Origin of the sequence: Methylobacterium sp. Leaf123, from assembly GCF_001423405.1 — a bacterium.
Classification (GTDB): Bacteria; Pseudomonadota; Alphaproteobacteria; order Rhizobiales; family Beijerinckiaceae; genus Methylobacterium.
In genome coordinates this window covers 112,533-138,692 of sequence record NZ_LMNS01000037.1, presented here as the reverse complement: position 1 = coordinate 138,692, position 26,160 = coordinate 112,533, and the positions used below count along the sequence as shown (strand labels likewise).

Genomic DNA, 26,160 nt, shown 5'->3' with positions numbered 1-26,160 from the left:
TTGCCGACGAAGCCAATCCACAGCACGCTCGGATGTCCCCAGGCTTTCCTGGGCGCTGTGTCCGACCATCCTGAATGGGCCGGTCCCATGATGCTGGATGCCCCGGTCAGACAGGTCTCAACTCGGCGGAAACGCGAAAACGAGGTGCAGGATCGAGATGTCCGGAAGCTCGAGGGCAGGCCGAGGCACAACGGAATGCAGATTGATGCCGAACTGGGGTTCGATAGCGTACAAGGTCGCGCCGTAATTTCCGCGGCGTAGAGCGCCTTCGATTAGATCGGCCCACGGCGGATGATCCTGAGCCGCAGAATACGCGAACATGAGCGCTACGCGCTCGCGGGTATAGGTCGAATCTGTCGTGAGAAAGCACCCGAGCCCATCCTCTCCGAGATAGGCTGACGTGATATCGCCGTGCTGTCGCAAGAGCTTGGCTTCGACGGCTAGAGAGGCTGTCCGGCAACTTCCGAAACGGCGCTTGATCCGGAAATCCATCCGGCGAGCTGTGGGCCCGCGTCGTTTGCGGCTCTCAACAGGGATTTCGGGAACGAATTCGATATCTCGGAGAGGATTATCGATCCTGAACTTGTCTTTGAGGCGATCGATCTCATGAAACAGGGCGACCGAGATATCGACTTCGCCCATTTTTTTCTCGGGCCGAATAGCAAGTTGAGCATCCCAGGCCTTCTGGCGACGCAGTCGTTTGTAGGCGATGGCGACGGCGCGCAGGGAGGTGACCGTCAAGGCGCTCCACAAGCTGGCCTCGTCCCGGACCATGCCGGCTGCCATAAAGGTGTCGATGAGCGCGGCTTGTCTCTTGGTCTGTGCGATCATGTGTGAGGCGCGAGGATACCGGCTGCGACACGATCTGCGTCGATGAAGGCTTGGGCGATCGTCCAGTGATGGGCCTCGGGAGGCTTCACTAAGACGAGGCGCGCGGCATCGGGATCACGCCAGAAAAATAGGCTATCTTCGAACGCCGCTCCGGCATTTTGATCATAGGATCGCAAGGCCGGTTCCAGATCGAAGCTCTGGGAAGGTAGGCTGGGATCGAGGGATGTTTGCACGACGGTGACGTTGCGAACGGGGTCGCGAAACTCGCGTTCCGGGCCGACGCCAGAGACACCGATCAGGCGCTTGCGGATGGTCTGCACATAGGTCTTGTGCGCAGCCTCTTCGGCATCGACGAAAGCGGCCTCTGGAACCTTGGCGTTTGCAAACAGGCGGCGATAATCGAGAAATTCCTCGATGGCGGAGCGGAACTCGCCGGTGATCCCGAGAAGGTCGTAGCAGGCCGTATCGAGATCGATCGGTGCCTGCTCAAGAAACCGCTCGAGTCGCGGATCCTCAAGGCTCCGAAATGGCAGTGGCAGCGACGTGAGATCGACGAGGCTCAAGCGTGGGCGGTCCATCATCGCGGATGGTGCGTGCAGGGTCAGATAGTACTGGGCCCAGCGGCTGTTCAGCACGAGAGTGATCGCTCGCAGGAGTGTTCGTCCATGGGCGACCTTGGGCTCCTTGAGACCGATCCCGATGAGCGTTGTGTTGAAGGCGACAGGCCGCGTCGCCAGAGCTGAGGATCCTTGCTTGCGCGGGACCAGGACGACATCGTTCAGGAACAGCGAACGGTAGTTGTCCTTGATGCTCTTCTGCAGCTTTTTGGGCAGAGGATAGATATCATCGGCATCGTCTAGCTTCAGGGCTGTACTGCTGCCGAAGAAGTTGGTGTAGTCCGTCCGGGCACCGCTGCGGGTCGTGAGCGTATGGCCCTTGGGCACCCCAGAATAGCGCGTCTCGGCTCCGAGTTTCACGACGAGTTCGGGGGTCAGGGACCCGAGGGTTGCGAATCGCCCCCGGGTGATATGGCCATCGACATAGTTCATAATCAGGCGATCGACCGACCGCCCGTTGATCCCGCGGACCCACGCTGTGTCAGTGGCGAGTTCCGCCTGCGGGATGCCGACGCTCTCGCCCGGATCGAGGACGAGCGTCCAAGCCGCGGTTCGGCGTTTGACCGGCTGAGAGATCGCGGTCGGCGCGTCGAAGCGGACGAGGTGATCATCGTCGGCAATCTTGTTCGACATGACCAGGATTGCGGCGGCCTGTTCGGCTTTTTTGAAGAGTTCGCGTCGGAACGGGGCCAAATTGGTCACGCTGACGATTTCGTACGACGTCATGGCATGCCGGAACGGTGCCGCGCGATCGTTTCCGAAGGAACTGGCGGGCAGCAGGTAGGCGGCGATGCCCCCGGGCGCAATCGAACGCTCCAGCGTTTCAAGTACGAAGACCTGAGCGGCCTGAGCGTTCTCGACTCTGTCCTTCCACAGCTGTGCAGCTTTTTTCAGCCATTCGGCATCGCTCCGAAGGGCATTGCCCCAGGGCGGATTGCCGACCACGATATCGAACTGGTCTGAGAAGCGTGTGCTCGGCGAAAAGAAGTCGCCGGGCACGAGGTTCGTGCCGACGAGCGGCGGGAAAAGCTTCTCGCTTACCCCCCGCTTGCCGAGCGAGAAGTCCATGACTTCGTCGCCGTCGAGATAGTCGAGGAGGGTGAGATACAGACTGAAGGCTGCCACGTGGCAGGCCTGAGGCTCGAGCTCAGCTCCGAAGATGCCGGTCGTCAGGATCGTCTGGAGGCGCGAGGCCGGCAGAACCGAATGCTGTTCGGCCACCAGCACGTTCTCGATCTTGCGCCTGTATGCGCCCACGAGGAAGACGCCTGAGCCACAGGCGGGGTCGAGAACACGGTCGTGTTCGGTCAGGAGCTTGCGGTCCTCGACGCTATCCAAGATGAAATCGGCGAGGAACGGCGGCGTGTAGAATGCACCGTCCGCCTTCTTCCGCTTCGGGTTCGTCTTGGCGAGGAACAGTTCATAGACGGCCGAGAGTGTCTCGATCCGGATCGAGCCGAGATCGATCTCGAACAACGCGAGCTGCAGGCTCCCATCGCTATTGGCGCGACCGAGCCTGATTGCGTCGCGCAAGTACGTGAGATGCGCGGCTTCGAGGGTGGTGTTCTCGGTCTGGAGTGGGAAGATGGTCCCGTTGAAGACGCCATCGAGCGTCGTGTTGAGGGCGAGAAACGTCTCGACGGGCCAGGGGCTGTACGGCTCGACAACGGCGCGCCGGTCCTGCTTCTGGTGCTCAAACCAAGCTTCGTTGAGGATCCCACGATCGACCAACATGTAGAGGTAGATCATCCGGCCGATGAGCGCATGGGCGAGCTCAATCGGTAGTTTGCTGAACCCGGCCTGCCCCTTAATCAAAACGTCGGAGAGGTTGCCAAGGTTGTTCAGCAATACTTCATCGACGCCGGTTTCTGATACGGCGTAGTCCCGCCATGTGATGCGCGACCGCAACGCATGAGCGTGGAGCTTGTGGAACACTGTATCGGTCGGACCCGCGAGGCTGTCGACGTCGAGCCTCTTTCGCGTCTTCTGCTCGCGCATGTCCGAGGAGAAGCCGAACCCGTCGCAGAGCCAGGCACTCTGAGGCGTGACCACGATCAGATACGGGACGAGGCCTTGGCTCCAGACCCTACGATGCAGGTTCAGAACGGCGCTGTCATCGTCGGCTTGCGCGATCAGGACCAGTGGCTTGAAACGGGGACGGTTTTGGGACGGGTAGAGCCCGAATGCCGCCACGACCTGCATCCGTGCCGCGGCCGTTGCGAGCGCAGCGCGATGTGATCCGAGGGTATCGAAGGTTTCGGCCCAGACGAGACCGTTCGCCTCGGTGTATCCGAGGCGCTCAATGACCGCGCGGACCGTCTTGGATGAAGTGCGCTCGGTCATCGAGCGTCTCGGTTCGGTAAGGGCGCTTTCGCAGAGCGTTTGGCATCGTGCAGACGGCTAGCGACGGCAAGAAACGCTGGTGCGTCGGCTGCGGCGAGTTCCTCGAGCATGGCGAGCCGTTCCGGCGTTGGCAAAGCTTGGATGCGGCTCAGAACCCGACTGCGCCGCCGCCGAATTTGCTCGCGTTCACGGAAGGTCGCTCCGATGTGTTGATAGTCATGCAGGTCGTCGGAGGGGGTGTAGTTCACCCAGAGCGATTCGATCACCGCCCCGGCTTGGCTCCAGCCGGGGATGTCTATGCGCTGCCAGCCAGGCAGGAGATCGGCATACAGCTTGGATGCGTAGCCCGACAGGATCACCGAGCAAGGTAGGTTGCGCAGGACCGCCAACGCCGCGACGTGATCGGCTTCGCTATAGTCGTGCCGATAGAGCTTGCCACGCGATCGCCGGGTTGCGGCGAGATAGGGCGGATCGCAGTAGACCAACTCCTCACCGGTAAAGCGCCATGCCTTCAGCTGCGCGATCCCGTCGCCGACCTCGATCGTGCAGCCCGACGGCGTGCGGTCTGCCCACCACGCGATCACAGTCGGGTCTCGATCGTAGCCGAAGCTTTCCTGTGCTGGCTTCTTGTGCCGCAGCACTGCGCCATGACCGAGATGGGTCTCGATGTACGTGCGGTGCGGCGGCATCAGAGAGATGATGCGCTTGTAGCACCGTCCTTTTCCGCCCGGGTACGTCATGCGCGCATCATCGCCAAAAATGGCGATGCACGCAAGCGCGCCTGAGGCATTGTCCCGTGTCTGTTGAGTGACACTTCGGGCCGGGCGAAAATCCTCTCCCCTCAGCAAGGGGTGCCATGGCTTTTGGTAGGCCGAAGCCTATTGCCATGGAGGTCTGCCGTTCGTGTCGGGCTTCCGGTAATAGGCGATAGCAGCCTCTGACAGGGGCTGGTGGGCGTAGCGGCCCCGGAAGCACCAAAGGGTTGGCCTGCTGGCGTAGCCCACAGACCAGTCGGCCCGGAGGCGAAATGCGCCGACGAGCGGTGCCTCAAGGGCGATCGCGTCGTCCTGCGGCCACAGTGTGACGCTGATGTCGGTGACCGTAACCTCGGTGTCCCGCAGCGACAGTACGCGGGTGATCGGCAGGCCGTAGATCTTTGCGATGAGCAATGCGACCAGGGCCCAGGCCTCGTCAGAGTGGCGCAGCCTCCTGAGGCGCTGACGCCACTCTTTGATCTCGTCGCGCAACTGCCGTTCCTGCTTGACGGGATCGGGGGGCGCACCTTGGGCACGGTCAGCTTCGGACCGCCCTGGCCCGCGACGAAGCTCACAAAGCCCTGGAGCGAGGCCCGGTGTCCCGGGATTTTGCGCAGTGCGCGTGCGAGGTGGCGCTGGCTGAGATCGGCGAGCGGCGCGTCGCCGAGGACGGCGAGCAGCGCGAGGGCGGTCGTAAGCGCGGTCCGCTGTGTAAGGAGCTTTCGGCCCCGGGCGGCGAAGTCGTCGCGGTATTGGCGGAGGAAGGGGCGTGCGAGCTGTCCCGATGGGCAGTCAGGATCGCCTCGACCCGATCGTTCTCGATGAGGACTTGGAGCCGGGCGCGGTCCCATTCGAGGACGCCGACATCGCTCATGAACTCGATCAGGGGCGCGACGCGCCGTGCACCCGCTGCGCCAATCGTAGCGTGAATTTTTTGGGTGGCGATTTAGCCGTAGGCGGGGTCTGTCGCCGCGATCGCGCGGCAGGCATCAGCGGCGCGGGCGATGCGCTCGGAGGCGAGGCCTTGGTCGAGGGGGGATGCGACCGAGGCAGAAGGCGATGAACATCCCGGATATCCACTGGATCAGGATCGTGGAAGCTGACTCGGCGATCTGGCGCTCGGACCGGCGGCGCTGGCTGCAGGGACAGCAGAGGGTCTGGCCGCTTTCGGGTATGATGGCCTGGCAGATCGGGCAGGTCTGGGTGATCCCGACCAAGCAGGGGAAGGAGATCCGGTCGTTGGCCATCACGGGCGATGGCGGCGACACCCAGCCGTTCAACCGCGATAGCGATGCTCGCGATGCCAGCGCAAAGCGTTGGCGGAGGGTTGCGTTGCGCCTCGCCGCGGTGGCCTTAGCAGCTGGCCGTGCAGGTCGTAGTAGTGCCGCCCGTTGTCGAAGTCGGCCTTGAGCCGTCCGCTGACCTCGAAGTGGTGGTCCTCCGACACGGTAACGTAGCCAAGGTCGAACAGCCGGTGGATGTCCGTGCGCAGCAGCAGGCCGTTGGCTATCTCATGCGCGCCGCCGTCAGCGAAGGGGTGGATGTGAGCGGCGTCCAGGATCGGCAATGTACGCTCACCTGACACCGCACAGCGTCGCTCGTAGCTGTCCGTGACAGCCAAGCGGAACGCACCTTGGCCAAGCCGCGGTTGTATCAGGGCGGGCGCGCCGTATCGTGGGAGCGTCGTGGCCGCCGGCGCTGACGTTCGCACGGCCCTTGGGATTCGCTCTACGACAGCCTCCCAGAGCGCGCCCCCATCGGCATCCTCCGTGTCGTACCCGCGGCCTTGCTGGGTCTGCAGCGAGAACGTCGCCGGGATCGGCAGCCAGAGTTCCTGAGGCCAGAAGAATGGCTGGGTAAGCACGCGGCAACCGATCACCGGATCCTGCCGTGGGTCGAGCAGCGAGGTATCCCGGCGGTAGCGCGCGATCCGTCGACGCATATCGTCGAGGCTCGCGACGCCGTTCTTGGACCCGAAGGCCGACCAAGCCATCGACAGGGGCGCGAGCGATGCGTGAGAGAACACACCACCGCCGGCGATCACATTGCGGGGTGCGTGCAGCTTGAACAGGAACAGCTCGCCTGGGCATAGCGCACGGAACATCCGATTGCCGCTTGGCTGCCAGAAATTGACCTCATCAGGCGGCGCGGCCGAGAGCGCGTCGAACCAATCCTGATCGGTGATGCCGATGTAGAGGCGGACCATGGGCACAGATTTGCTCGATCCCCGCCCTCTGACAAGGCAACCTGCTACCTGCCCTGCCGACGACGGGTTACACCCGATCCGGTTGCGAGCCCCGGAGGGGAGGGGCGAACCTTCGACAACACGTCCCTGGCTTCCTCATAGAAAAGAGCGCGCTGCCCGACGACCAGCACGATGAAGCCGGCGCACCCGGCCTCCAAGGCCAAGCTAATTTTGCGTCCCTAGCCACCGCCCGATCACGGCGGGCCGAACAGCGGGTGATGCGCTGGAAAGCGCGCGTTCAATGCGTCGAGGCTGCCCAGCCGAATCGCGGCGAAGAGCAGCGTCCTGTAATCGATGTCCGTGCTGACGATCTCTTGCGGTTCGTTGGTGCGGCGGTAGCCCTTAACTCGCCGGAGGTCGGTTCGCCGGCTTGTACCAGCGAGATGAGCGTCTCCGGAATTGCGGGTGCCGTCTCCGCTCAACGCTGCGACTTCGACGATGTCGTGCGCATCGACCAAAGCCACTTGGTTCGTCAGAACGTGTTTGCAGTCAGGCGAATGCGCGCGTTCCAAGATCTGGAAAATCGCTGATTTTTCAATGTCTGCGGTGTCGCAGACGCAGGATTATGCTGCGATCGTAGCAACGATCACCACGAAAAACGCAAATCTATGGTGTTCGTGATGTGAATGGCGGAGAGGGGGGGATTCGAACCCCCGATGGGCTTGCACCCATGCCGCATTTCGAGTGCGGTGCATTCAACCGCTCTGCCACCTCTCCGCAGAGGTGTCGTATCGACGGGATGCGCCCTAGCACGGGGCGGGCGGGCCCACAAGCCGGCTTTGCAGAGGATGGGGGACTTCGCCGCTCGAGCCCTTGCGGACGGAGGGGACTGCGGTGTTCATGCCACGCATGTCCGATCTATTCGTTTCCGCCGGTCTTGAGACGGGTGCGCCCCGGCCGCTCGCGGATCGTTTGCGCCCGCGCCGCCTCGCGGAGGTCGTGGGGCAGGAGCACCTCACCGGGCCGGATGGGGCGCTGACACGGCTGCTGGCCTCGCGCAGCCTCGGCTCGCTCGTGTTCTGGGGGCCGCCCGGCACCGGTAAGACCACCGTGGCGCGTCTGCTGGCGCATGAAACCGCGCTGCACTTCGAGCAGATCTCGGCGATCTTCTCCGGCATCGCCGATCTGCGGAAGGTGTTCGAGGCGGCGCGCAAGCGGCGGTCGACGGGCCAGGGTACCCTTCTGTTCGTCGATGAGATCCATCGCTTCAACCGCGCCCAGCTCGATGCCTTCCTGCCGGTGATGGAGGATGGCACCGTCACGCTCGTCGGTGCCACGACGGAGAATCCTTCGTTCGAACTGAACGCCGCTTTGCTGTCGCGTGCGCGGGTGCTGCTGTTTCGTGCGTTGGATGCGTCGGCGCTGGCCCGGCTGCTGGCCCGGGCCGAGGAGATGGACGGGCAGCCCCTCCCCCTTGATGAGGAGGCACGCGCGGCGCTGATCCGCATGGCCGATGGCGACGGGCGCGCGGCGCTGACGCTCGCGGAGGAGGTGTGGCGCTCGGCACGCCCCGGCGAAATCCTCGACGCGGAGACGCTTCAGAGCCTCGTGCAGCGCCGGGCGCCGATCTACGACAAGGCGCAGGAGGGGCACTACAACCTCATCTCCGCGCTGCATAAGACGGTGCGCGGCTCGGATCCCGACGCGGCGCTGTATTACCTCTGTCGGATGCTGGATGCGGGCGAAGACCGATTGTTCATCGCCCGGCGCCTCGTGCGGATGGCGGTGGAGGATATCGGGCTGGCCGACCCGCAGGCTCTCGTCGTGGCGAACGCGGCCAAGGACGCTTTCGACTTCCTCGGCTCGCCCGAGGGCGAACTCGCGCTGGCGCAGGTCACGGTCTATCTCGCCTGCGCGCCGAAATCGAACGCGGTCTACAACGCCTACAAGGCGGCCACGCGGGTGGCGAAGGCTGCGGGCTCGCTTGCGCCGCCGCGCACCATCCTCAACGCCCCCACGGGGCTGATGCGGCGGATCGGTTACGGCGAAGGTTACCGCTACGACCACGACGAGCCCGACGCCTTCTCGGGCCAGGATTACTGGCCGGAGGCGCTCGGGCGCCAGCATTTCTACGAGCCGACCGACCGGGGCATGGAGACTCGCTACCGGGAGCGGCTGGCCTATTGGGAGCGGCTGCGGCAGGAGCGCCGCGGCGACGAATGATCTTTAAAGACGACACCGAGGGATCTCGACTGATCATGCAGGCTTACGCGACGCTCACCGCCACCTTCGCTCGCCTCGGCGCGCTGGAGGATGCGAGCGGCATCCTTGGTTGGGACACGCAGACCCAGATGCCGGACGGCGCCTCCGACACCCGCGGCGAGCAACTGGCGGTGCTGAGCGTGCTGGCTCACGAGATTCTCACCGACCCGCGCAACGCCGAGCGGTTTGACGCGGCGGAAGCCGAGGGCGGCCTCGGCGAATGGGAGCGGGCCAACCTGCGCGAGATGCGCCGGGCCTATGCCCACGCGTCGGCGGTGCCGGGCGATCTCGTCGCGGCGGCCTCGAAAGCGGCGACGCGCTGCGAGATGGTTTGGCGCGAGGCACGGCGTGATTCGGATTTCGCGCGGCTCCGCCCGCATCTCGAAGAGGTGCTGCGGCTGCAACGCTGCGTCGGCGAGGCCAAGGGGGCGGCGCTCGGCCTTTCGCCCTACGATGCGCTGCTCGACGGCTACGATCCCGGTATGCGGCGCGCCCGCATCGATCCGATCTTCGACGCGTTGCGCGCCGTCCTGCCGGATCTGGTCGTCGCGGTGCGCGAACGGCAGGCGGCCGACGCCCCTCCCCTGCCGCTGCCGGGCCCGTTTCCGGTTGCGACCCAGCGGGAGATCGGCCTGCGGCTGATGCAGGCGGTCGGGTTCGATTTCACGCGCGGACGACTCGATATCAGCCTGCACCCGTTCTGCGGCGGGGCCACCGACGACGTGCGCATCACCACCCGCTACGACGAAGCGAGCGCCACCGGGGCGCTGATGGGCGTGCTGCACGAGACCGGCCACGCGCTCTACGAGCAGGGCCGCCCGGCCGCGTGGCGGCATCAGCCGGTGGGGCAGGCCCGCGGCATGAGCCTGCATGAGAGCCAGTCGCTGCTGGTCGAGATGCAGGCCTGTCGCTCGGCCGAGTTCTGCGCCTTCCTCGCGCCGACCCTGCGCGAGGCGTTCGGTGGCGAAGGGCCGGCCTGGGAGGCGGAGAATCTGCACCGCCTCTACACCCGCGTCGAGCCGGGCCTCATCCGCGTGGATGCCGACGAGGTGACCTACCCGGCTCATATCCTGCTGCGCTATCGCCTGGAGACGGCGATGATCGCCGGTGATCTCGCGGTCGCCGACCTGCCGGGCGCCTTCAACGACGGCATGAAGGATTTGCTGGGGCTCACCGTGCCCGATGACCAGCACGGCTGCCTTCAGGACATCCACTGGCCGGGCGGGAGCTTTGGCTATTTCCCGACCTACACCCTCGGCGCGCTGGCCGCCGCGCAGCTTTTCAAAGCCGCCTGCGCTGCCCATCCCGGCATCCGCCCGGCGCTGGCCGAAGGCGACTTTTCGCAGTTGCGCGGTTGGCTGCGGGAGAACGTCCATGCCCGCGCGAGCCTGATGGAAACCGATGAGCTGCTGACCGCCGCGACTGGAAAGCCGCTCGGGGCAGACGATTTCCTGGCGCATCTGCGCCGCCGCTATCTCGGGGCGGCGTAGGAGCCGGTCGAGCGAGGTCGCAGGGCAAGACGCGCGAGGAGTATCGCGTGCGGAGCGGCGGCCCAAGGAACCGAGACGGTCCGCAGGGGCGGCGGACGGAGTGAAACCAGGGCGATCGCTTCAAGCGATCGCCGTCAACGAGGCTGGTTCGGGGATTGCACTCAGCGGCCGGGCGCCGTAACGGGGCCGCCCTCCCCTCAGAATCCAAGCGATCCGGTCCCATGGCGGCCTGCGGCCTCGATTTCGGCACGTCCAACACCACCCTCGGGATCGGCACGGGCACCCATCCGACCCTGGTGCCGCTGGAGGGGACGCACCGCACCCTGCCGAGCGCGATCTTCTTCGCGCCCGGCCACGAGGCGCAGATCGGGCGGGAGGCGATTGAGGCCTATGTCGAGGGTACGCCCGGCCGGCTGATGCGGGCGCTCAAATCCGTGCTCGGCTCCCCCCTGATCGAGGAGACCACGCCGGTCGGCCGCGAGCGCATCCGCTTCCGCGACGTCATCGCCCGCTACCTCACCCTGGTGAAGGCGCGCGGCGAGGCGGAAGCCGGCGTCGAACTCGACACCGTAGTGCATGGGCGCCCGGTCCATTTCGTGGACAACGACCCGGCCGCCGACCGCAAGGCGGAGGACACCCTGCGCCGGATTGCCGAGAGCATCGGCTTCCGCCACGTCCGCTTCCAGTACGAGCCGATCGCGGCGGCCCTCGATTACGAGCGCACGGTGACGTCTGAGGAGATCGCGCTGATCGCCGATATCGGCGGTGGCACCTCGGACTTCTCCATTGTTCGGCTCTCGCCCGAGCGGCATCAGCGCGATGAGCGGGCCGAGGACATCCTGGCCAATGACGGCATCCGCATCGGCGGCACCGATTTCGACCGGAACCTGAGCCTCGGCGCGGTGATGCCGCTCCTCGGCCTCGGAAGCCCGATGAAGCGTGCGGATCTGGCGGTTCCGAACGCCTATTTCCACGACCTCGCGACGTGGTCGAGCATCAACCGGCTCTACAATCCCAAGACCCTGCGCGAGATCGACGAGGTGGTGCGCGACGCCGCCCGGCCGGAACTCGTGAGCCGTCTGCGCACCGTCGTCGAAGCCGAGCGCGGGCATTCCCTCGCCATGGCGGTGGAGGGTGCCAAGATCGCGGCGTCCGATGCGGGGGCCGGCACCGTCGATCTCGAATGGGTCGAGTCGGGCCTGGCGGCGGATGTCGATCGGGCACGGCTGGCCGGACATACCGATGACCTCGCGCGGCGCATGGCGCAGCGGATCGACCGCTGCCTCGATCAGGCCGGGCTGACGGCCGATCGGATCGACGCGCTGTTCCTCACCGGCGGCTCGACCGGCCTGCCGCATGTCCGCGCGGCGCTGACGGCCTGCGTGCCGGGGGCGCGGGTGGTCGATGGCGACACGTTCGGTTCGGTCGGGCTCGGCCTCACGTTGGAGGCGGCGCGGCTGGCGGCCTGAGACGCCGATTCGGCCCTGCTCGCCCGTCTGCTGCCCATGCCGGCGGGAGCGGCAGCGGCGCGGGTCGCCGGGGCTCGCCGTCTCCGCGTGCCGGGGGAACGTCGGCAAGGATTCTGCCGCGCAACCGGCCGCAGCGCTTTGCGCCGTCATCTCAGGGTGATAGCAGCGGCACATGAAGGGACGTCCACCACATCGCGGATCCGGCGCAAAACGCGGGCCCAGCGGGTTCGCGCCGCGTGCCGGCACGGGGCCACGCACCTCCGCCAAAGACGCTGCGCAGCGCGCCGCCCGCAATCGCGGCGAGGATGCTGCCGAACGCTCGCCCTGGGATGACGGCATGGGCAGCGAGGGCACACCGCGCCCGAATCGCGTGCCGGAAGCTGCCGAGCTGAAGCCGGACGCGCCGCGTGCTCGCGCCAAACCGCCTTTTGCCAAGCCCCCCGCGGCCAAGACATCCTTTGCCAAGCCGTCTTTTGCGAAGCCGTCCTTCGCCAAGCCCGACCCGGCCAAGGCACCGCCCACGGAGGCCCCGGCTGGCCCAACGCGCCGCGAACAGCGGGCCGCCGCGTCGGCGACGCTGGCGAGCGGCGTGCAGACGCTGACCGTCGATCCCGACGAGGCCGGGATACGGATCGACCGCTTTCTCGGCGCGCGTTTTCCCCAGCTTCCCTTCACACGCGTGCAGAGCATCGTCCGCAAGGGCGAGCTGCGCGTCGATGGCAAGCGTGCCAAGCCGAGCGACCGGCTGGAGCCGGGTTCGAGCGTGCGGGTGCCGCCGCTCAAGCTCGACCAGCCGACCGACAGGCCGCGCAGCGCGTCCAAGATCGACGGGGATGCCGAGTTCCTGCGCTCGCTGATCCTCTATGAGGACGCGGACATGATGATCCTCAACAAGCCGTTCGGCCTCGCGGTGCAGGGCGGCACGGGCACCGTGCGCCATGTCGACGGCCTGTTGGAGGCGCTGACCGGGCCGGACGGGCAGCGCCCGCGCCTCGTCCATCGCCTCGACAAGGACACGGCGGGTTGCCTGATCGTCGCCAAGACGCGTCTGGCCGCTGCGACTTTGGCCAAGAGCTTCCGCTCCCGCGCCGCCCGCAAAATCTACTGGGCGCTGGTGGCGGGCGTGCCCCGCACCCGCCAGGGCCGGGTCTCGACCTATCTCGTCAAGGACGAGCCGACCGATGCCGATGCGCGGATGCGGGTTGCCAAACACGGCGACGAGGGCGCCAGCCACGCGCTGACCTACTACGCCACGGTCGATCAGGCGGCGCAGAAGCTGGCTTGGCTCTCGCTGAAGCCCGTGACCGGGCGGACGCACCAGTTGCGGGCTCATGCCGCGCATATCGGCCACCCGATCGTCGGCGACCCGAAATACTTCGACGTGGAGAACTGGGAGCTGCCCGGCGGCATCCAGAATCGCCTGCACCTGCTCGCCCGCCGCATCGTGATCCCACATCCGCGCACCGGCCAGCCGGTCGATGTCAGCGCCCCGCTGCCGCCGCACATGGCGCAGAGCTGGAATCTGCTCGGCTTCGATGCCGCCCGCTACGACCCGATCGTCGAAGCGCCGGAAGCCTGAACGATCCAAGGCTCTTCACGAAAGCGCGGAGAGCCTTGGAACCGGACCCTGTTGCCATAACTCTTGCTTCGTCAGTCCGGCGCGTGGACGAGGGCATCGCGAGGTGCTTCTATCGGCATCGCGTTCAGGCCTGGAATCCCGTTGCCGAAGTTCGAATCGATGGGCTGAGGCAGGGATTGCCGGCGGGACTGTCCAAAGCCCCTTCCCTGCCGCGGGCCGGTACAACGAGGTTCAGGATCGCATGAGGCCCGTTACCCTGTTGTCGGTCGCGCTGGTCGGCCTGCTCTGCGCCGCAGCGCCGGCCGGCGCGGCGCCTCCCGGCGATGGAGCGCCGGGGCAGCCCCAAGGACCATCGCAGGAAAAGTCCCAAGGACAGGTCCAAGGCGCACCCCACGCTGCGCCCCCGCCCCATGCGGCGGCCCCTTCCCCGTCTCAGGCGGCACCGGCGGCGCGACCGCCGGGTCCGGGCGTGCGGGCCTCGGAGCGCCGACGCCGCATCTCCTACGCCGCTTGCAACCGCGAATCGCACCGCCGCAGGTTGTCCGGCGGCGCACGCCGCCGCTTCCTCGTTCGCTGCCGCCTCGGCTATGAGCGGCGCCCGGCCTCCCAGCCGGCGCCCGCTCGCAGGCCATGAGCCCTCGGGGCGCTTCGGCCGTGCTCAAGCTGATCGTCTTCGATGTCGATGGCACCCTCATCGACAGCCAGCACCTGATCGTGGAGGCGCAGCACCGCGCCTTCTCCGAGCACGGATTGGTGGCGCCCCCGCGCAAGGAGGCCCTGTCCGTCGTCGGGCTGTCCCTGCCGGAAGCGTTCCGTCGCCTCGTCGGCGAGGCCGGGCCGATCGAATCGCTCGCACAGAGCTATCGCAAGGCGTTCCAGGCGCTGCGGGTCGATCCCGATTACGAGGAGCCGCTGTTTCCGGGCATGGCCGAGTTGGTCGAGCGGCTGCACCGCCGCGACGACATCCAGCTCGGTATCGCCACCGGCAAGTCGCGCCGGGGCGTCGATCATCTCGTGGACAAGTACGGCTGGGAGCGCTGGTTTGCCACGATCCAGACCGCCGATGACGCCCCCTCCAAGCCCGATCCGGCGATGCTGCTCCAGGCCATGAGCGAGACCGGCGCCGAGCCCTCGATGACGGTGATGATCGGCGACACGACCTTCGACATGATGATGGCCCGGAGCGCGAGCGTGGCCGCCATCGGCGTCGGGTGGGGCTACCACACCCCCGGCGCCCTGTTCAGCGCGGGCGCGGTGACGGTGGTCGATTCGGCGGCCACCCTGAGCGACCTGTTCTCCGGCCCTCTGGACGATTCGCGGCCCGGCCCGGTGACGGAACGGCTCGCGACCCCATAGCCGCATCCTCCGTCGCGCCGGAGACTCGCGCGAGGCGATGAGAAATCCTATCTGCGGATCATGAGCACTTCAGGCGACGACGTCACCCGTGATTGGTTGGGCGAACCCGGCGAGAACGGAAAACCCGACCGCGTCCAGGCCTCTCGCGCCGAGACGGGGCCGGCCCTGCCGAAGCGCTTCTACGCGCAGGCCGGCCTCGCGGAGACCGAGGGCGGCTTCCGCCTCGTCCTCGACGGGCGCGGCGCCAACACGCCGGGCCGCCGGCCGCTGGTCGTGCCCGACCGGGTGCTGGGTGAAGCGCTCGCGGCGGAATGGGAGGCGCAGGCGGCGGTGATCGACCCGCGCACCATGCCGCTGACCCGCCTCGTCAACACCACGATCGACGGCGTGGTCGAGCGCCGCGCCGCGGTCGCGGAGGATCTCGCCGCCTTTGCCGGCACCGATCTCGTCGCCTACCGGGCCGGCGCGCCCGAACGCCTCGTCGCGGTGCAGGCCGAGGCCTGGGACCCGCTCGTGGCCTGGGTGGCCGAGACGCTGGGCGCGCGGCTGTTCCTCGCCGAGGGGGTGATGCATGTCGAGCAGCCGGAGGGCTCGGTGGCGGCGTTGCGCGCCGCGATCGAGGCGGTGGACGATCCGTTCCGCCTCGCGGCCCTTCACACGCTCACGACGCTGACCGGCTCCCTCGTGATCGCGCTGGCTGTTCTGCACGGCCGCCTGAGCGCGGACGACGCCTGGGTGGCGGCGCATGTGGACGAGACCTATCAAGCAAGTGTCTGGGGGCGCGACGCGGAGGCCGAGGCGCGCCTCGCCCACCGCCGGACGGAGTTCGAGACCGCGGCGATGGTGGCGCAGCGCAGCGCTTAAGCCGCGCTCAGGCGTGAGCCGCTTGCGACGGCGCCGCCTCGCGGGCTGAGCCGTTCTGGACGGAGATCAACCGCCAGACATGGCCTGACGGATCGAGGAACTCTCCCACACGCTCTCCCCAGCCCGTGTCCTCGGTCACGGGCCCTCAGCTGCGTGGCGTCGCTCCGGCAGCGCGCGCCCGTTCGACGGGTGCATCCACATCGGAAACGTAGAGGTTGGACAGAACGGTGGTGGCGCCCGCCGAACGCGGGGAGCGCGGCCAATCCGGAGGCGGCGCTCCCCGCCCAGCTCGGATTCTCGCGGCCGACCGAGAAATGTGCGTCTCCAAATCGCAGATCGACACTGGTCACGGTTCCCGCGGGCAGATTTTGCATTGGCTCCGAGAGTGCGTTGCGGCTGGTTTCCTCCGCCCCGAGCACATCCCGGTAGAACGCCGCCGCGGCCGCCACGTCCTCGACCAGCAGGACCATGCCGAGTTGGTTCGGCGCCATTCCACCAAGGGTTGTCATCGGTGCCTCTGCGTTGACAGAAATCGGTATCCGCCGCGTGGGCGATTCGGAAGGCCCTTCCCCGTGACACCGCGCCGGACGACCATGACGACCATGACGACATCATCTGGCCTGCTCTGCAATCATGCTTTGACGCTTAGCAATAAAGCTGTTTGTCCAAACTTCGAACAATCTTGAAAACCGAGTGTGTTTCAGAATGACTGTCATCGCGCTGCACTATCGTGACCAGTCTTGATCCACCAATCTCGGCGGCGTTCACTTTTGGAGACGAACGTGCCGACCCTTCGAATTGACACCCGCCGGATCACCCTCGCGGCCGTTGCTGCCGTCCTCGCGCTGAGCACCGCCGCCTGCGCCACCAAGCCGCCCGCTCCGGTTGAGCCGGCACCGCTCATCAAGAAGGGCTGATCCCGCGCCGACGACGCCACGGCCGCGCGCGGGGGGGGGGATCCGGCTGGTCGGACCGCTGCCGCGCGCGGCCTCTCTACGAGGATTAGCCCAATGGCCTCTGGCCGAGCCGTTTCCGAGGGCGGGAACGCGTGCTAAGGGCGATCGATCGATGCAAGGTCAAGCTCTTACGCTTTGATCTGCATTCAAAAAACGATTTCGATCCCCAGGGAGTCTCGCCAGCACCATGAAGGACATTCTCGAGAAGCTTGAGGAGCGTCGCGCACAGGCCCGTCTCGGCGGCGGGGAAAAGCGGCTCGAGGCGCAGCACAAGCGCGGCAAGCTCACGGCGCGCGAGCGTATCGAACTCCTGCTCGACCATGGGTCGTTCGAAGAGTTCGACATGTTCGTGCAGCACCGCTCCACCGATTTCGGCATGGAGAAGCAGAAGATCCCCGGCGACGGCGTCGTCACCGGCTGGGGCACCGTGAACGGCCGCACCGTCTTCCTGTTCTCGAAGGACTTCACGGTGTTCGGCGGCTCGCTCTCCGAGGCGCACGCGGCCAAGATCGTCAAGGTCCAGGACATGGCGCTGAAGATGCGCGCCCCGATCATCGGCATCTTCGATGCCGGCGGCGCCCGCATCCAAGAGGGCGTGGCGGCGCTCGGCGGCTACGGCGAGGTGTTCCGCCGCAACGTCGCGGCGTCCGGCGTGATCCCGCAGATCTCGGTCATCATGGGGCCGTGCGCGGGCGGCGACGTCTACTCGCCGGCCATGACCGATTTTATCTTCATGGTGCGCGACACGAGCTACATGTTCGTGACCGGCCCCGATGTGGTGAAGACCGTCACCAACGAGGTCGTCACGGCCGAAGAACTCGGCGGCGCCAAGGTCCACACCTCGAAATCCTCGATTGCCGACGGCTCGTTCGAGAACGACGTCGAGGCGATCCTCCAGATCCGCCGCCTGCTCGATTTCCTGCCCGCCAACAACATCGAGGGCGTGCCGGAGATCGAGAGCTTCGACGACGTCAACCGCCTCGACAAGTCGCTCGACACGCTGATCCCGGACAACCCGAACAAGCCCTACGACATGGGCGAGCTGATCCGCCGCGTCGTGGACGAGGGCGATTTCTTCGAGATCCAGGCCGCCTACGCCCGCAACATCATCACCGGCTTCGGCCGCGTCGAGGGCCGCACCGTCGGTTTCGTCGCGAACCAGCCGCTGGTGCTGGCCGGCGTGCTCGATTCGGATGCCTCCCGCAAGGCGGCCCGCTTCGTGCGCTTCTGCAACGCCTTCTCGATCCCGATCGTCACCTTCGTGGACGTGCCGGGCTTCCTGCCGGGCACCGCCCAGGAATATGGCGGCCTGATCAAGCACGGCGCCAAGCTGCTCTTCGCCTATAGCCAAGCGACCGTGCCGCTCGTGACCATCATCACCCGCAAGGCCTTCGGCGGCGCCTACGACGTCATGGCGTCGAAGCATGTCGGCGCCGATCTCAACTACGCATGGCCCACGGCGCAGATCGCGGTGATGGGCGCCAAGGGGGCGGTCGAGATCATCTTCCGCGCCGAGATCGGCGACGCGGACAAGATCGCCGAACGGACCAAGGAATACGAGGACCGCTTCCTCTCGCCCTTCGTGGCGGCGGAGCGCGGCTACATCGACGAGGTGATCATGCCCCATTCCACCCGCAAGCGGATCGCGCGGGCGCTCGGCATGCTGCGCACCAAGGAGATGGAGCAGCCCTGGAAGAAGCACGACAACATCCCGCTCTGAGGCGGGACTACGGTGGGCCGCCCCTCGGGGCGGCCTTTTTTGCTCGCGCGGCGTCCGTTCTATCCGAAGTTGGCATTCCGGCTTGTCGCCAGTTCCGGCTTGCCGGCGATCAGCCGCCGCTTCAACCGCGCCAGGGCCTCACGCTGCAGCTCGCTCGGAGCGGAATGGGCGGAGGCGACCTTCGTCAGCATGTCGACGAACTGCATCCGCTCCTCGCCGGTGAGCTTCTCGCGAAACAGCGGCAGCAGCGGGTCGGCGACGAGCGAGAACGGGCGGCGTTCCTGCGTGTAGCGCCAAGCCCGCTCGAAGGTCGCGGAGATCGTCTGGATCGCCAGCGGGTTTTCCATGAGCTCGAAGATGCGGGTCTTCTCGGAGGCCGTGATCGGGCTGCCGGTGCGCACGATCTGGATCATCAGGATGACGGCCGCGAGCCGCACGTCGTTCACCCGCTGCAACGGCGTCCCGACGAGGCCCTCGAAGGCCGACTTCGCTTTGCGCTGAAGACCCTTGGTGTCCTGATCGATCTCTTTGAGCTGCTTGACCGTGTAATGGGCCCGCAGGAGCCAGAACAAAACGCTGGCGACGACAGCGGTGAAAATGATGAGGATCGGCAACAGGCAGTCTCCGCGAACCCACAAATGATGCGAATCGCCGCCTAACCCATCATGCAGACGCGCGAGCGTCAAATACCGGCCGATGGCGTCAGGGAAACTGTCTTGTGACGAAAACGACAGACATGTCGTAGAGGGGCGGTGGTGGGCGCGACAGGGATCGAACCTGTGACCCTTCGCGTGTGAAGCGAATGCTCTCCCGCTGAGCTACGCACCCAAACACCCAACGTGCCGCCGCGGGTGGGCGGCACGGGCGTCGCTGTGGCGACGGAGGGCCGTATACGCCGAGGTCGGGCGCTCGGCAAGCGGGTTCAGCACCACTCCGACAGAAACGTGACGGTACGAGGATCGGGGCAATGTCACCGACCCCGCTTGTCCCGGACAGCCAGGTCGGTTAGACGACCGTACCGTACCGTACGGTACTGTCCAGCCACCGGATCATGCAGGCGAGCCCCCTCATCACCGACGCGCTTTCGGCCGAAACGCCCACGCCGCGCCAGCAGGCCGTGCTGGATGCCGCGTTGGCACTGATGGTCGATGGACGTGATCCGCTGACCATGGACGCGGTGGCGCGCCGGGCGAGCTGCTCGAAGGAGACGCTTTATCGCTGGTTCGGCGACCGTGACGGTCTGCTCACCGCGACGGTGCGCTGGCAGGCCTCGCGCGTCCATGCCGGCCGCTACGACGTGAGCGGGCTGGATGCCGTCGCCTTGCACAAGATCCTCCTCGATTTCGCCGAAACCTGGCTCGCGGTCATTGCCAGCCCGACATCGGTGGCGCTCAACCGCATCGCCATCGCCGATGCGGGGTCGAGCAAGAGCAATCTCGGCGGCATCGTGCTGGCCAACGGCCGCTTCGCCATCGGCGCGCGGGTGAAACCGGTGTTGGAGGCGGGCCGCGCGGCCGGTCTCCTCGCCTTCGAGGACAGCGAGGCGGCCTTTCGGACCTTCTTCGGTCTGGTCGGTCGCGATATTCAGATCCGACTTCTTCTCGGCGACGCGCTCGACCTCGACGCCGCCGGGATCCGGAGCGACGCGGCCCGTGCCGTCGAGCAGTTCCTGGCCCTCTACGGCCGGGCGAAACCCTGAACCGAAACCACTGACACGAGAGAGGACACCACCATGCGCGTCTATTACGATCGCGATGCCGACCTGAATCTGATCAAAGGCAAGAACGTCGTCATCGTCGGCTACGGCTCCCAGGGCCATGCCCATGCGCTCAACCTGCGCGATTCGGGCGTGAAGGACATCGTCATCGCTCTGCGCGAGGGCTCTGCCACCGCCAAGAAGGCCGAGCACGAGGGCTTCAAGGTGATGAACGTCGCCGACGCCGCCAAGTGGGGCGACGTGGTGATGATGCTCACCCCCGACGAGCTGCAGGGCGACATCTACAAGGAGTCGCTGGAGCCGAACATGAAGCAGGGCGCCGCGCTCCTGTTCGCCCACGGCCTCAACGTGCACTTCAACCTGATCGAGCCGCGCAAGGACCTCGACGTGCTCATGGTCGCCCCGAAGGGCCCCGGCCACACGGTGCGCGGCGAGTACCTCAAGGGCGGCGGCGTGCCGACCCTGATCGCCATCGCCCAGGACGCCTCGGGCAACGCCCACGACCTCGGCCTCTCCTACGCCTCGGCCAATGGCGGCGGCCGCGCCGGCATCATCGAGACGACCTTCAAGGAAGAGTGCGAGACCGACCTGTTCGGTGAGCAGGCCGTGCTCTGCGGCGGCCTCGTCGAGCTGATCAAGGCCGGCTTCGAGACCCTGGTCGAGGCGGGCTACGCCCCCGAGATGGCCTATTTCGAGTGCCTGCACGAGGTGAAGCTGATCGTCGACCTCATCTACGAGGGCGGCATCGCCAACATGAACTACTCGATCTCGAACACCGCCGAGTATGGCGAGTACGTCACCGGCCCGCGCATCGTCACGCCGGAGACCAAGGCCGAGATGAAGCGCGTCCTCAACGACATCCAGTCGGGCATCTTCACCCGCAACTGGATGCTGGAGAACAAGGTCGGCCAGACCTCGTTCAAGGCCACCCGCGCCAAGCTCGCCGCCCACCCGATCGAGGAAGTCGGCGCCAAGCTCCGCGGCATGATGCCGTGGATCTCGGAGAAGGCCCTGGTCGACAAGTCCAAGAACTGATTTGAGATCGGAGGCCGTGCTTTGCTCGACCTCCACCGCTGCGGAGAAAGGCCGGTTCGCGCGAGCGTGACCGGCCTTTCTTGTGGTCGCGTTTGCGCCCTCGCGCCTTTGCCTTAAACGATCCCGGAGGAGGCCCGAAGCAATCGGCCCCGGAGGAGACGCATATGGCATCGCTCTACTCGGAGGCGCACCGCGCCCTCCAAGAGGAATTCGGCACGACCAAGCTCGCCGTGCGCCTCGATGAGGATTGGGTTCATGAGACGATCCAGCCCGACGAGGCCGCCTTCATCGCCTCGCGCGACATGTTCTTCCTCTCGACCGTCGATCCCGACGGCATGCCGACCGTCTCCTACAAGGGCGGCCCCACCGGCTTCGTGAAGGTGGTCGACGGCTCGACGCTGGTCTTCCCCGGCTTCGACGGCAACGGGATGTTCTACTCGATGGGCAATATCGAGGGGCAGGCCAAGATCGGTCTCCTGTTCATCGACTTCGAGACGCCGCACCGCATCCGGGTCCAGGGTCACGCCTCGCTGCTGCGCGACGACCCGCTGATGGCCGAGTACACTGAGGCGAAGTATCTCGTGCGCGTCGATGTGACGAAGATCTGGATCAACTGCCCGCGCTACATCCACAAATACAAGAAGCTCGAGCAGAACAAATACGTCCCCCGCCCCGACCGGGAGACGCCGCTCGCGGCCTGGAAGCGGCTCGACCTCGCCGGGGACGTCATCAGCGACGAGGACAAGGCGCGCGTGGCGCGGGAAGGCCGCCTCGAAGTCCCGGAATACGAGGCGCTCGTCGCCCGCGGTGAGGCCTGAGCCCGGCCGAGGCGTCATTCCCTCGCGTTCGTTCGACCCGGCCGGCTTTACGCGCCGCGCCGGGTCGTGCTTCGTGCGCGCGACCTCGAACAGCACGACGGGCCGCATCTCGGCATGACGTTTCTCAAACGAACGCTGCACCAGCATCCGCAGATCAAGCGGGCGCTCAAGTCCGTCGCCAAATCGGCCGGCTTGTTCCGCGACAGCCCGGCCAACGACTTCTATCGCGATCTGGCCGAGGTGAAGACGCGCGGCGACGACGCCTTCTCGAAGCTGTTCTACGGCTACGACGGCGACCACCTGATCAACAAGTGGAACCACTTCCTGCCGATCTACAGCCGGCTGTTCGCGCCCTTCCGCGACGGCAGGCCGGACGGGCGACCGCTGCGCTTCCTCGAGATCGGCGTCTACGAGGGCGGCTCCCTCGACCTCTGGCGTCGCTTCTTCGGACCCAGCGCCATCCTCTACGGCATCGATGTCGATCCGCGCTGCGCGGTCTTCGACGGCCGCGCCGCGCAGGTCCGTATCGGCTCGCAGGCCGATCCCGCCTTCCTCCGGTCCGTGGTCGAGGAGATGGGCGGCGTCGATGTCATCCTCGACGACGGCAGCCACGTCGCGAGCCACCAAAGGGTGACCTTCGAAACGCTGTTTCCGCTCCTGGCGCAGGACGGTCTCTACGTCGCCGAAGACCTGCACACCTCGTACTGGCGGGGCTACGAGGGCGGCTATCGCCGCCGGGGCACCTTCCTCGAAATGACGAAGGCGTTCATCGACGACATGCACGCTTGGTATCACGATCGGGGCGCGCAGGAGATCGGTCGGAGCATCGGCGCGATCCACGTCTTCGACAGCATCGTGGCGTTCGAGAAGGGCGGCGGCGAACGGCCCTTCCACACCACCATCGGCACACCGCAGCGAGCGATCGACCGAGTACGCTGAGGGCTTGAAAACAAGAACGCCCGCGCATCCGTGGGGATACGCGGGCGTTTTGGCGTCAGTGCGACGGGCTTACATTGCCTTGAGCGGACCGGCCTCGATCACGTCCTCGACCGTGCGTAGACCCGCGCGGGTGGAGTTCACGAGCACCGCCATGTTGCCCGGCGGGTGCTGGTTCTTCCACATCTTGGTGTGCGCCGCCGGAATCTTGTCCCAGGGGAACACCTCGCTCATGCAGGGATCGACGCGCCGGTCCATCACGAACTGGTTGGCGGCCGAGGCCTGCTTGAGGTGGGCGAAGTGCGAGCCCTGGATACGCTTCTGGCGCATCCAGACGTAGCGGGCATCGAAGGTGATGTTGAAGCCGGTGGTGCCGGCGCAGAACACGATCATGCCGCCGCGCTTGGCGACCAAGGTGGAGACCGGGAAGGTCGCCTCGCCGGGATGCTCGAACACGATGTCAACGTCGTTACCCTTGCCGGTGATGTCCCAGATCGCCTTGCCGAACTTCCGGGCTTCCTTGAGCCAGGTGTTGTATTCGGGGCTGTTGACCGTGGGGAGCTGGCCCCAGCACGCGTAGTCCTTGCGGTTGATGACGCCCTTGGCGCCGAGGCTCATCACGTAGTCGCGCTTGGACTCGTCCGAGATCACAGCAATGGCGTTGGCGCCCGAGGCCGCGCAGAGCTGGACGCCGAACACGCCGAGGCCGCCGGAGGCACCCCAGATCAGCACGTTCTGGCCCGGACGCACGGTGTGCGGCGCGTGACCGAACAGCATGCGGTAGGCGGTGGCCAGCGTCAGCGTGTAGCAGGCGGCCTCTTCCCAGGTCAGGTGCTTGGGGCGGGCCATGAGCTGGCGCGACTGCACCCGGCAGAACTGTGCGAACGAACCGTCGCCGGTCTCGTAACCCCAGATCCGCTGGGTCGGCGAGAACATCGGATCGCCGCCGTTGCACTCCTCGTCGTCGCCGTCATCCTGGTTGCAGTGGACGATGACCTCATCGCCGACCTTCCAGCGCTTCACCTTGGCGCCAACCTTCCAGACGATGCCCGACGCGTCCGAACCGGCGATATGGTACTCGCCCTTGTGCACGTCGAACGGCGAGATCGGCTCGCCGAGGCCGGCCCAGACGCCGTTGTAGTTCACGCCCGCGGCCATGACGTAGACGAGCACCTCGTCGTCGCCGATCTCCCAGACGGGAAGCACTTCGAGCTGGTGCGATTGCTCCGGCGGCCCGTGGCGCTCGCGGCGGATCGCCCAGGCATACATCTTGGCAGGCACGTGGCCGAGCGGCGGGATTTCACCGAGCTCGTAAAGGTCCTTGGCTTCCGCCGTCTGCCCGGTCCAGGCCGGCGCTGCGCTTGCAGCCATCGTGGCACTCCCTGTTGATTCTGGCACGCGCGTGACGAACCGCGCGACCTTGGCCGACGCTATAAGCACGATGTTTCCGGCCTTCCAAGTGGCCTAAAAGGCAAGGGATTGTCTCGTCCGCACAAAAAAGAGGCACCGGCCGACGCCGATGCCCCTGTATTCAAAATAACGTTGAGATGACTATTCGGCGGCGGCCAGTGCGGTGTCGATGCCGAGGCCCTTGGCAACGCCGCGCCCGAAATCCTCGTGCACCTTGAACCAGTGGGCGATCATCCGCTCCTGAATGTTGCGCGGGCTGTCGCCCATGGAGGTGACGATGTTCTCGACGAGCCGCTGACGGCCGCCCTCGTCGAGCACCTTGGTCCAGAACAGCTTGGGCTGACCGTAGAGGTCTTCGTCATCGCCCGGCCAACCATAGCGTCCGGCATCGCCCTGGATGCGCAAGGGCGGCTCGCTGAAGGACGGGTCCTGCTTCGGACCGCCGAAGGAGTTCGGCTCGTAATCGACCCGAGCGCCGTGATTGCCGTCGGTGCGCATCGCGCCGTCGCGGTGATAGGTCTGAACGTCAGCGTTCTTCGCCTGGTTCACCGGGATCTGCTGGTAGTTGACGCCGAGCCGATAGCGGTGGGCGTCGGCATAGGACAGCACCCGGTTCTGCAGCATCTTGTCCGGCGAGAAGCCGATGCCGGGCACCACGTTCGAGGGCTCGAAAGCCGATTGCTCGATCTCGGCGAAGTAGTTCTCAGGGTTGCGGTTCAGCTCCATCTCGCCGATCTCGATCAGCGGATAGTCGCTGTGCGGCCAGACCTTGGTGAGGTCGAACGGGTTGATGCGGTAGGTGTCGGCCTCAAGCTCCGGCATGAGCTGCACCGAGACCTTCCATTTCGGGAAGTCGCCCTTCTCGATGGCGGTGGAGAGGTCGGCGGACGAGTAATCCGGATCCTTGCCGGCCACCTCATCGGCCTCGTCGGCGGTGAAGTTCTGGATGCCCTGCTTGGTGTGGAAGTGGAACTTCACCCAGTGGCGCTCGCCCCGGTCGTTCCAAAGCGAGAAGGTGTGCGAGCCGTAGCCGTTCATGAAGCGCGCCGATTTCGGCGTGCCACGATCCGAGTACAGGAACATCACCTGATGGATCGCCTCCGGCGACAGGCTCCAGAAATCCCAGCGGCGCCAGTGCGGCTTGAGATGGGTGCGCGGGTCGCGCTTCTGAGTGCGGATGAAGTCGGAGAACTTGATCGCGTCGCGCACGAAGAAGATCGGGGTGTTGTTGCCGACGAGATCCCAGTTGCCCTCCTCGGTATAGAATTTGAGGGCGAACCCGCGCGGGTCGCGGGCAGTGTCGGCGGAGCCGGACTCGCCGCCGACCGTGGAGAAGCGCGCCACAATCGGCACGTCCTTGCCGACTTCAGTCAGCACCTTGGCGCGGGTGAACTCGGACAGGCTTTTGGTGAGCCGGAATGTACCGTAGGCGCCGTAACCCTTGGCATGCACCACCCGCTCGGGAATCCGCTCCCGGTTAAAGTGGGCCATCTTCTCGATGAGGTGGTAGTCCTGCATCAACACCGGCCCACGCGAGCCGGCGGTGAGCGAATTCTGGTTGTCGGAAATCGGGTTTCCGAAGGCTGTGGTCAGGCGCGGGCCCTGGTCTGCCATCGTCGGTCTCTCCTTGTCTGCGCCTCTGCGGGCGGGCGTCGCAACCAGCGGTACGCTGTGCGAACGTTGCCGCCCCAACGCGCGACGCCGAGCTTGGAGCCATTCGATTCTGCAACGATGCGATGCATCTGTCGCCGTACGGTTGAGGACGCGCTCGGTCGTGATGCGGAATTAAGGAGGTCAGAGCAGCGCGACGACGACGG

21 protein-coding genes and 2 tRNA genes are annotated in these 26,160 nt (G+C 66.2%); 13 read left to right on the top strand and 10 right to left on the bottom strand.

Annotated elements, in window-relative coordinates; genetic code table 11:
* Nucleotides 1–117: 117 nt before the first annotated feature.
* The 5 genes from ASF53_RS19380 to ASF53_RS19350 form a co-directional block, all read right to left on the bottom strand.
* Nucleotides 118–831, bottom strand: a complete 714-nt coding sequence (locus ASF53_RS19380) for a hypothetical protein (RefSeq protein ID WP_056202399.1) — start codon at nucleotides 829–831, stop codon at nucleotides 118–120.
* A complete protein-coding gene (locus ASF53_RS19375; RefSeq protein WP_056202395.1) occupies nucleotides 828–3,791 on the bottom strand; it encodes an HsdM family class I SAM-dependent methyltransferase in 2,964 nt (987 codons plus the stop codon). Before ASF53_RS19375 ends, ASF53_RS19380 begins: the two co-directional genes overlap by 4 nt.
* On the bottom strand, nucleotides 3,788–4,531 hold the full coding sequence (locus ASF53_RS19370; protein ID WP_156635661.1) for a DNA adenine methylase: 744 nt from the start codon (nucleotides 4,529–4,531) through the stop codon (nucleotides 3,788–3,790). Before ASF53_RS19370 ends, ASF53_RS19375 begins: the two co-directional genes overlap by 4 nt.
* A gap of 138 nt (nucleotides 4,532–4,669) precedes the next feature.
* Nucleotides 4,670–5,038, bottom strand: coding sequence for a hypothetical protein (locus tag ASF53_RS19365; protein WP_056202389.1), 369 nt, complete (start codon nucleotides 5,036–5,038; stop codon nucleotides 4,670–4,672).
* Between the two features lie 784 nt (nucleotides 5,039–5,822).
* On the bottom strand, nucleotides 5,823–6,752 hold the full coding sequence (locus ASF53_RS19350; RefSeq protein WP_056202379.1) for an HNH endonuclease: 930 nt from the start codon (nucleotides 6,750–6,752) through the stop codon (nucleotides 5,823–5,825).
* Between the two features lie 257 nt (nucleotides 6,753–7,009).
* Here ASF53_RS19350 and ASF53_RS25940 point away from each other — a divergent pair, with 257 nt between their 5' ends.
* On the top strand, nucleotides 7,010–7,321 hold the full coding sequence (locus ASF53_RS25940) for a hypothetical protein (protein ID WP_156635659.1): 312 nt from the start codon (nucleotides 7,010–7,012) through the stop codon (nucleotides 7,319–7,321).
* A gap of 97 nt (nucleotides 7,322–7,418) precedes the next feature.
* Here the strand turns inward: ASF53_RS25940 and ASF53_RS19340 are convergent.
* Nucleotides 7,419–7,508: transfer RNA gene (locus tag ASF53_RS19340), tRNA-Ser, on the bottom strand.
* Between the two features lie 132 nt (nucleotides 7,509–7,640).
* Between ASF53_RS19340 and ASF53_RS19335 the strand changes: the two genes are divergently transcribed.
* From ASF53_RS19335 to ASF53_RS19305, 8 genes are all read left to right on the top strand, one after another.
* The gene (locus ASF53_RS19335) at nucleotides 7,641–8,954 is read left to right on the top strand and encodes a replication-associated recombination protein A (RefSeq protein WP_056202373.1); all 1,314 of its coding nucleotides are present in this window, start codon (nucleotides 7,641–7,643) and stop codon (nucleotides 8,952–8,954) included.
* A 35-nt stretch (nucleotides 8,955–8,989) separates the two neighbouring features.
* Nucleotides 8,990–10,483: a carboxypeptidase M32 gene (locus tag ASF53_RS19330; protein WP_056202369.1), complete on the top strand. Its 1,494-nt coding sequence runs from the start codon at nucleotides 8,990–8,992 to the stop codon at nucleotides 10,481–10,483.
* Nucleotides 10,484–10,704: 221 nt separating this feature from the next.
* The gene (locus tag ASF53_RS19325) at nucleotides 10,705–11,952 is read left to right on the top strand and encodes an Hsp70 family protein (RefSeq protein WP_056202367.1); all 1,248 of its coding nucleotides are present in this window, start codon (nucleotides 10,705–10,707) and stop codon (nucleotides 11,950–11,952) included.
* Nucleotides 11,953–12,124: 172 nt separating this feature from the next.
* Nucleotides 12,125–13,531 carry an RluA family pseudouridine synthase gene (locus tag ASF53_RS19320; protein ID WP_056202364.1) on the top strand — a complete coding sequence of 469 codons (1,407 nt, stop codon included), beginning with the start codon at nucleotides 12,125–12,127 and terminating at the stop codon, nucleotides 13,529–13,531.
* Nucleotides 13,532–14,185: 654 nt separating this feature from the next.
* Complete coding sequence (locus ASF53_RS19315; RefSeq protein ID WP_056202361.1) at nucleotides 14,186–14,887, top strand: HAD-IA family hydrolase; 702 nt, start codon at nucleotides 14,186–14,188, stop codon at nucleotides 14,885–14,887.
* 60 nt (nucleotides 14,888–14,947) lie between these two features.
* The gene (locus ASF53_RS19310) at nucleotides 14,948–15,751 is read left to right on the top strand and encodes an ATP12 family chaperone protein (RefSeq protein WP_056202360.1); all 804 of its coding nucleotides are present in this window, start codon (nucleotides 14,948–14,950) and stop codon (nucleotides 15,749–15,751) included.
* 782 nt (nucleotides 15,752–16,533) lie between these two features.
* On the top strand, nucleotides 16,534–16,668 hold the full coding sequence (locus ASF53_RS26855) for a hypothetical protein (protein WP_286134554.1): 135 nt from the start codon (nucleotides 16,534–16,536) through the stop codon (nucleotides 16,666–16,668).
* Between the two features lie 226 nt (nucleotides 16,669–16,894).
* A complete protein-coding gene (locus ASF53_RS19305) occupies nucleotides 16,895–18,427 on the top strand; it encodes an acyl-CoA carboxylase subunit beta (protein WP_003597263.1) in 1,533 nt (510 codons plus the stop codon).
* 59 nt (nucleotides 18,428–18,486) lie between these two features.
* Here the strand turns inward: ASF53_RS19305 and ASF53_RS19300 are convergent, their stop codons facing one another.
* Both ASF53_RS19300 and ASF53_RS19295 read right to left on the bottom strand, forming a co-directional pair.
* Nucleotides 18,487–19,041, bottom strand: a complete 555-nt coding sequence (locus ASF53_RS19300) for a tellurite resistance TerB family protein (RefSeq protein ID WP_056202357.1) — start codon at nucleotides 19,039–19,041, stop codon at nucleotides 18,487–18,489.
* 139 nt (nucleotides 19,042–19,180) lie between these two features.
* Nucleotides 19,181–19,255: transfer RNA gene (locus ASF53_RS19295), tRNA-Val, on the bottom strand.
* Between the two features lie 223 nt (nucleotides 19,256–19,478).
* Here ASF53_RS19295 and ASF53_RS19290 point away from each other — a divergent pair.
* From ASF53_RS19290 to ASF53_RS19275, 4 genes are all read left to right on the top strand, one after another.
* A complete protein-coding gene (locus tag ASF53_RS19290; protein ID WP_056202353.1) occupies nucleotides 19,479–20,126 on the top strand; it encodes a TetR/AcrR family transcriptional regulator in 648 nt (215 codons plus the stop codon).
* A 33-nt stretch (nucleotides 20,127–20,159) separates the two neighbouring features.
* Nucleotides 20,160–21,179: a ketol-acid reductoisomerase gene (gene ilvC, locus ASF53_RS19285; protein ID WP_056202350.1), complete on the top strand. Its 1,020-nt coding sequence runs from the start codon at nucleotides 20,160–20,162 to the stop codon at nucleotides 21,177–21,179.
* A gap of 164 nt (nucleotides 21,180–21,343) precedes the next feature.
* Complete coding sequence (locus ASF53_RS19280; RefSeq protein WP_056202347.1) at nucleotides 21,344–21,997, top strand: pyridoxamine 5'-phosphate oxidase family protein; 654 nt, start codon at nucleotides 21,344–21,346, stop codon at nucleotides 21,995–21,997.
* A 114-nt stretch (nucleotides 21,998–22,111) separates the two neighbouring features.
* The gene (locus tag ASF53_RS19275) at nucleotides 22,112–22,936 is read left to right on the top strand and encodes a class I SAM-dependent methyltransferase (RefSeq protein WP_056202569.1); all 825 of its coding nucleotides are present in this window, start codon (nucleotides 22,112–22,114) and stop codon (nucleotides 22,934–22,936) included.
* A 69-nt stretch (nucleotides 22,937–23,005) separates the two neighbouring features.
* Here ASF53_RS19275 and ccrA read toward each other — a convergent pair whose 3' ends face one another.
* Nucleotides 23,006–24,304, bottom strand: coding sequence for a crotonyl-CoA carboxylase/reductase (gene ccrA, locus ASF53_RS19270; protein ID WP_056202344.1), 1,299 nt, complete (start codon nucleotides 24,302–24,304; stop codon nucleotides 23,006–23,008).
* A gap of 180 nt (nucleotides 24,305–24,484) precedes the next feature.
* Nucleotides 24,485–25,957, bottom strand: coding sequence for a catalase (locus tag ASF53_RS19265; protein ID WP_056202339.1), 1,473 nt, complete (start codon nucleotides 25,955–25,957; stop codon nucleotides 24,485–24,487).
* Between the last annotated feature and the right edge of the window lie 203 nt (nucleotides 25,958–26,160).

What these genes read in the sequence shown, in the direction of transcription:
- ASF53_RS19380 (WP_056202399.1), bottom strand. Translation starts at nt 831, where the DNA reads ATGATCGCACAGACCAAGAGACAAGCCGCGCTCATCGACACCTTTATG.
- ASF53_RS19375 (WP_056202395.1), bottom strand. Translation starts at nt 3,791, where the DNA reads ATGACCGAGCGCACTTCATCCAAGACGGTCCGCGCGGTCATTGAGCGC.
- ASF53_RS19370 (WP_156635661.1), bottom strand. Translation starts at nt 4,531, where the DNA reads ATGACGTACCCGGGCGGAAAAGGACGGTGCTACAAGCGCATCATCTCT.
- ASF53_RS19350 (WP_056202379.1), bottom strand. Translation starts at nt 6,752, where the DNA reads ATGGTCCGCCTCTACATCGGCATCACCGATCAGGATTGGTTCGACGCG.
- ASF53_RS25940 (WP_156635659.1), top strand. Translation starts at nt 7,010, where the DNA reads ATGCGCTGGAAAGCGCGCGTTCAATGCGTCGAGGCTGCCCAGCCGAAT.
- ASF53_RS19335 (WP_056202373.1), top strand. Translation starts at nt 7,641, where the DNA reads ATGTCCGATCTATTCGTTTCCGCCGGTCTTGAGACGGGTGCGCCCCGG.
- ASF53_RS19330 (WP_056202369.1), top strand. Translation starts at nt 8,990, where the DNA reads ATGCAGGCTTACGCGACGCTCACCGCCACCTTCGCTCGCCTCGGCGCG.
- ASF53_RS19325 (WP_056202367.1), top strand. Translation starts at nt 10,705, where the DNA reads ATGGCGGCCTGCGGCCTCGATTTCGGCACGTCCAACACCACCCTCGGG.
- ASF53_RS19320 (WP_056202364.1), top strand. Translation starts at nt 12,125, where the DNA reads ATGAAGGGACGTCCACCACATCGCGGATCCGGCGCAAAACGCGGGCCC.
- ASF53_RS19310 (WP_056202360.1), top strand. Translation starts at nt 14,948, where the DNA reads ATGAGCACTTCAGGCGACGACGTCACCCGTGATTGGTTGGGCGAACCC.
- ASF53_RS19305 (WP_003597263.1), top strand. Translation starts at nt 16,895, where the DNA reads ATGAAGGACATTCTCGAGAAGCTTGAGGAGCGTCGCGCACAGGCCCGT.
- ASF53_RS19290 (WP_056202353.1), top strand. Translation starts at nt 19,479, where the DNA reads ATGCAGGCGAGCCCCCTCATCACCGACGCGCTTTCGGCCGAAACGCCC.
- ilvC (WP_056202350.1), top strand. Translation starts at nt 20,160, where the DNA reads ATGCGCGTCTATTACGATCGCGATGCCGACCTGAATCTGATCAAAGGC.
- ASF53_RS19280 (WP_056202347.1), top strand. Translation starts at nt 21,344, where the DNA reads ATGGCATCGCTCTACTCGGAGGCGCACCGCGCCCTCCAAGAGGAATTC.
- ASF53_RS19275 (WP_056202569.1), top strand. Translation starts at nt 22,112, where the DNA reads ATGACGTTTCTCAAACGAACGCTGCACCAGCATCCGCAGATCAAGCGG.
- ccrA (WP_056202344.1), bottom strand. Translation starts at nt 24,304, where the DNA reads ATGGCTGCAAGCGCAGCGCCGGCCTGGACCGGGCAGACGGCGGAAGCC.
- ASF53_RS19265 (WP_056202339.1), bottom strand. Translation starts at nt 25,957, where the DNA reads ATGGCAGACCAGGGCCCGCGCCTGACCACAGCCTTCGGAAACCCGATT.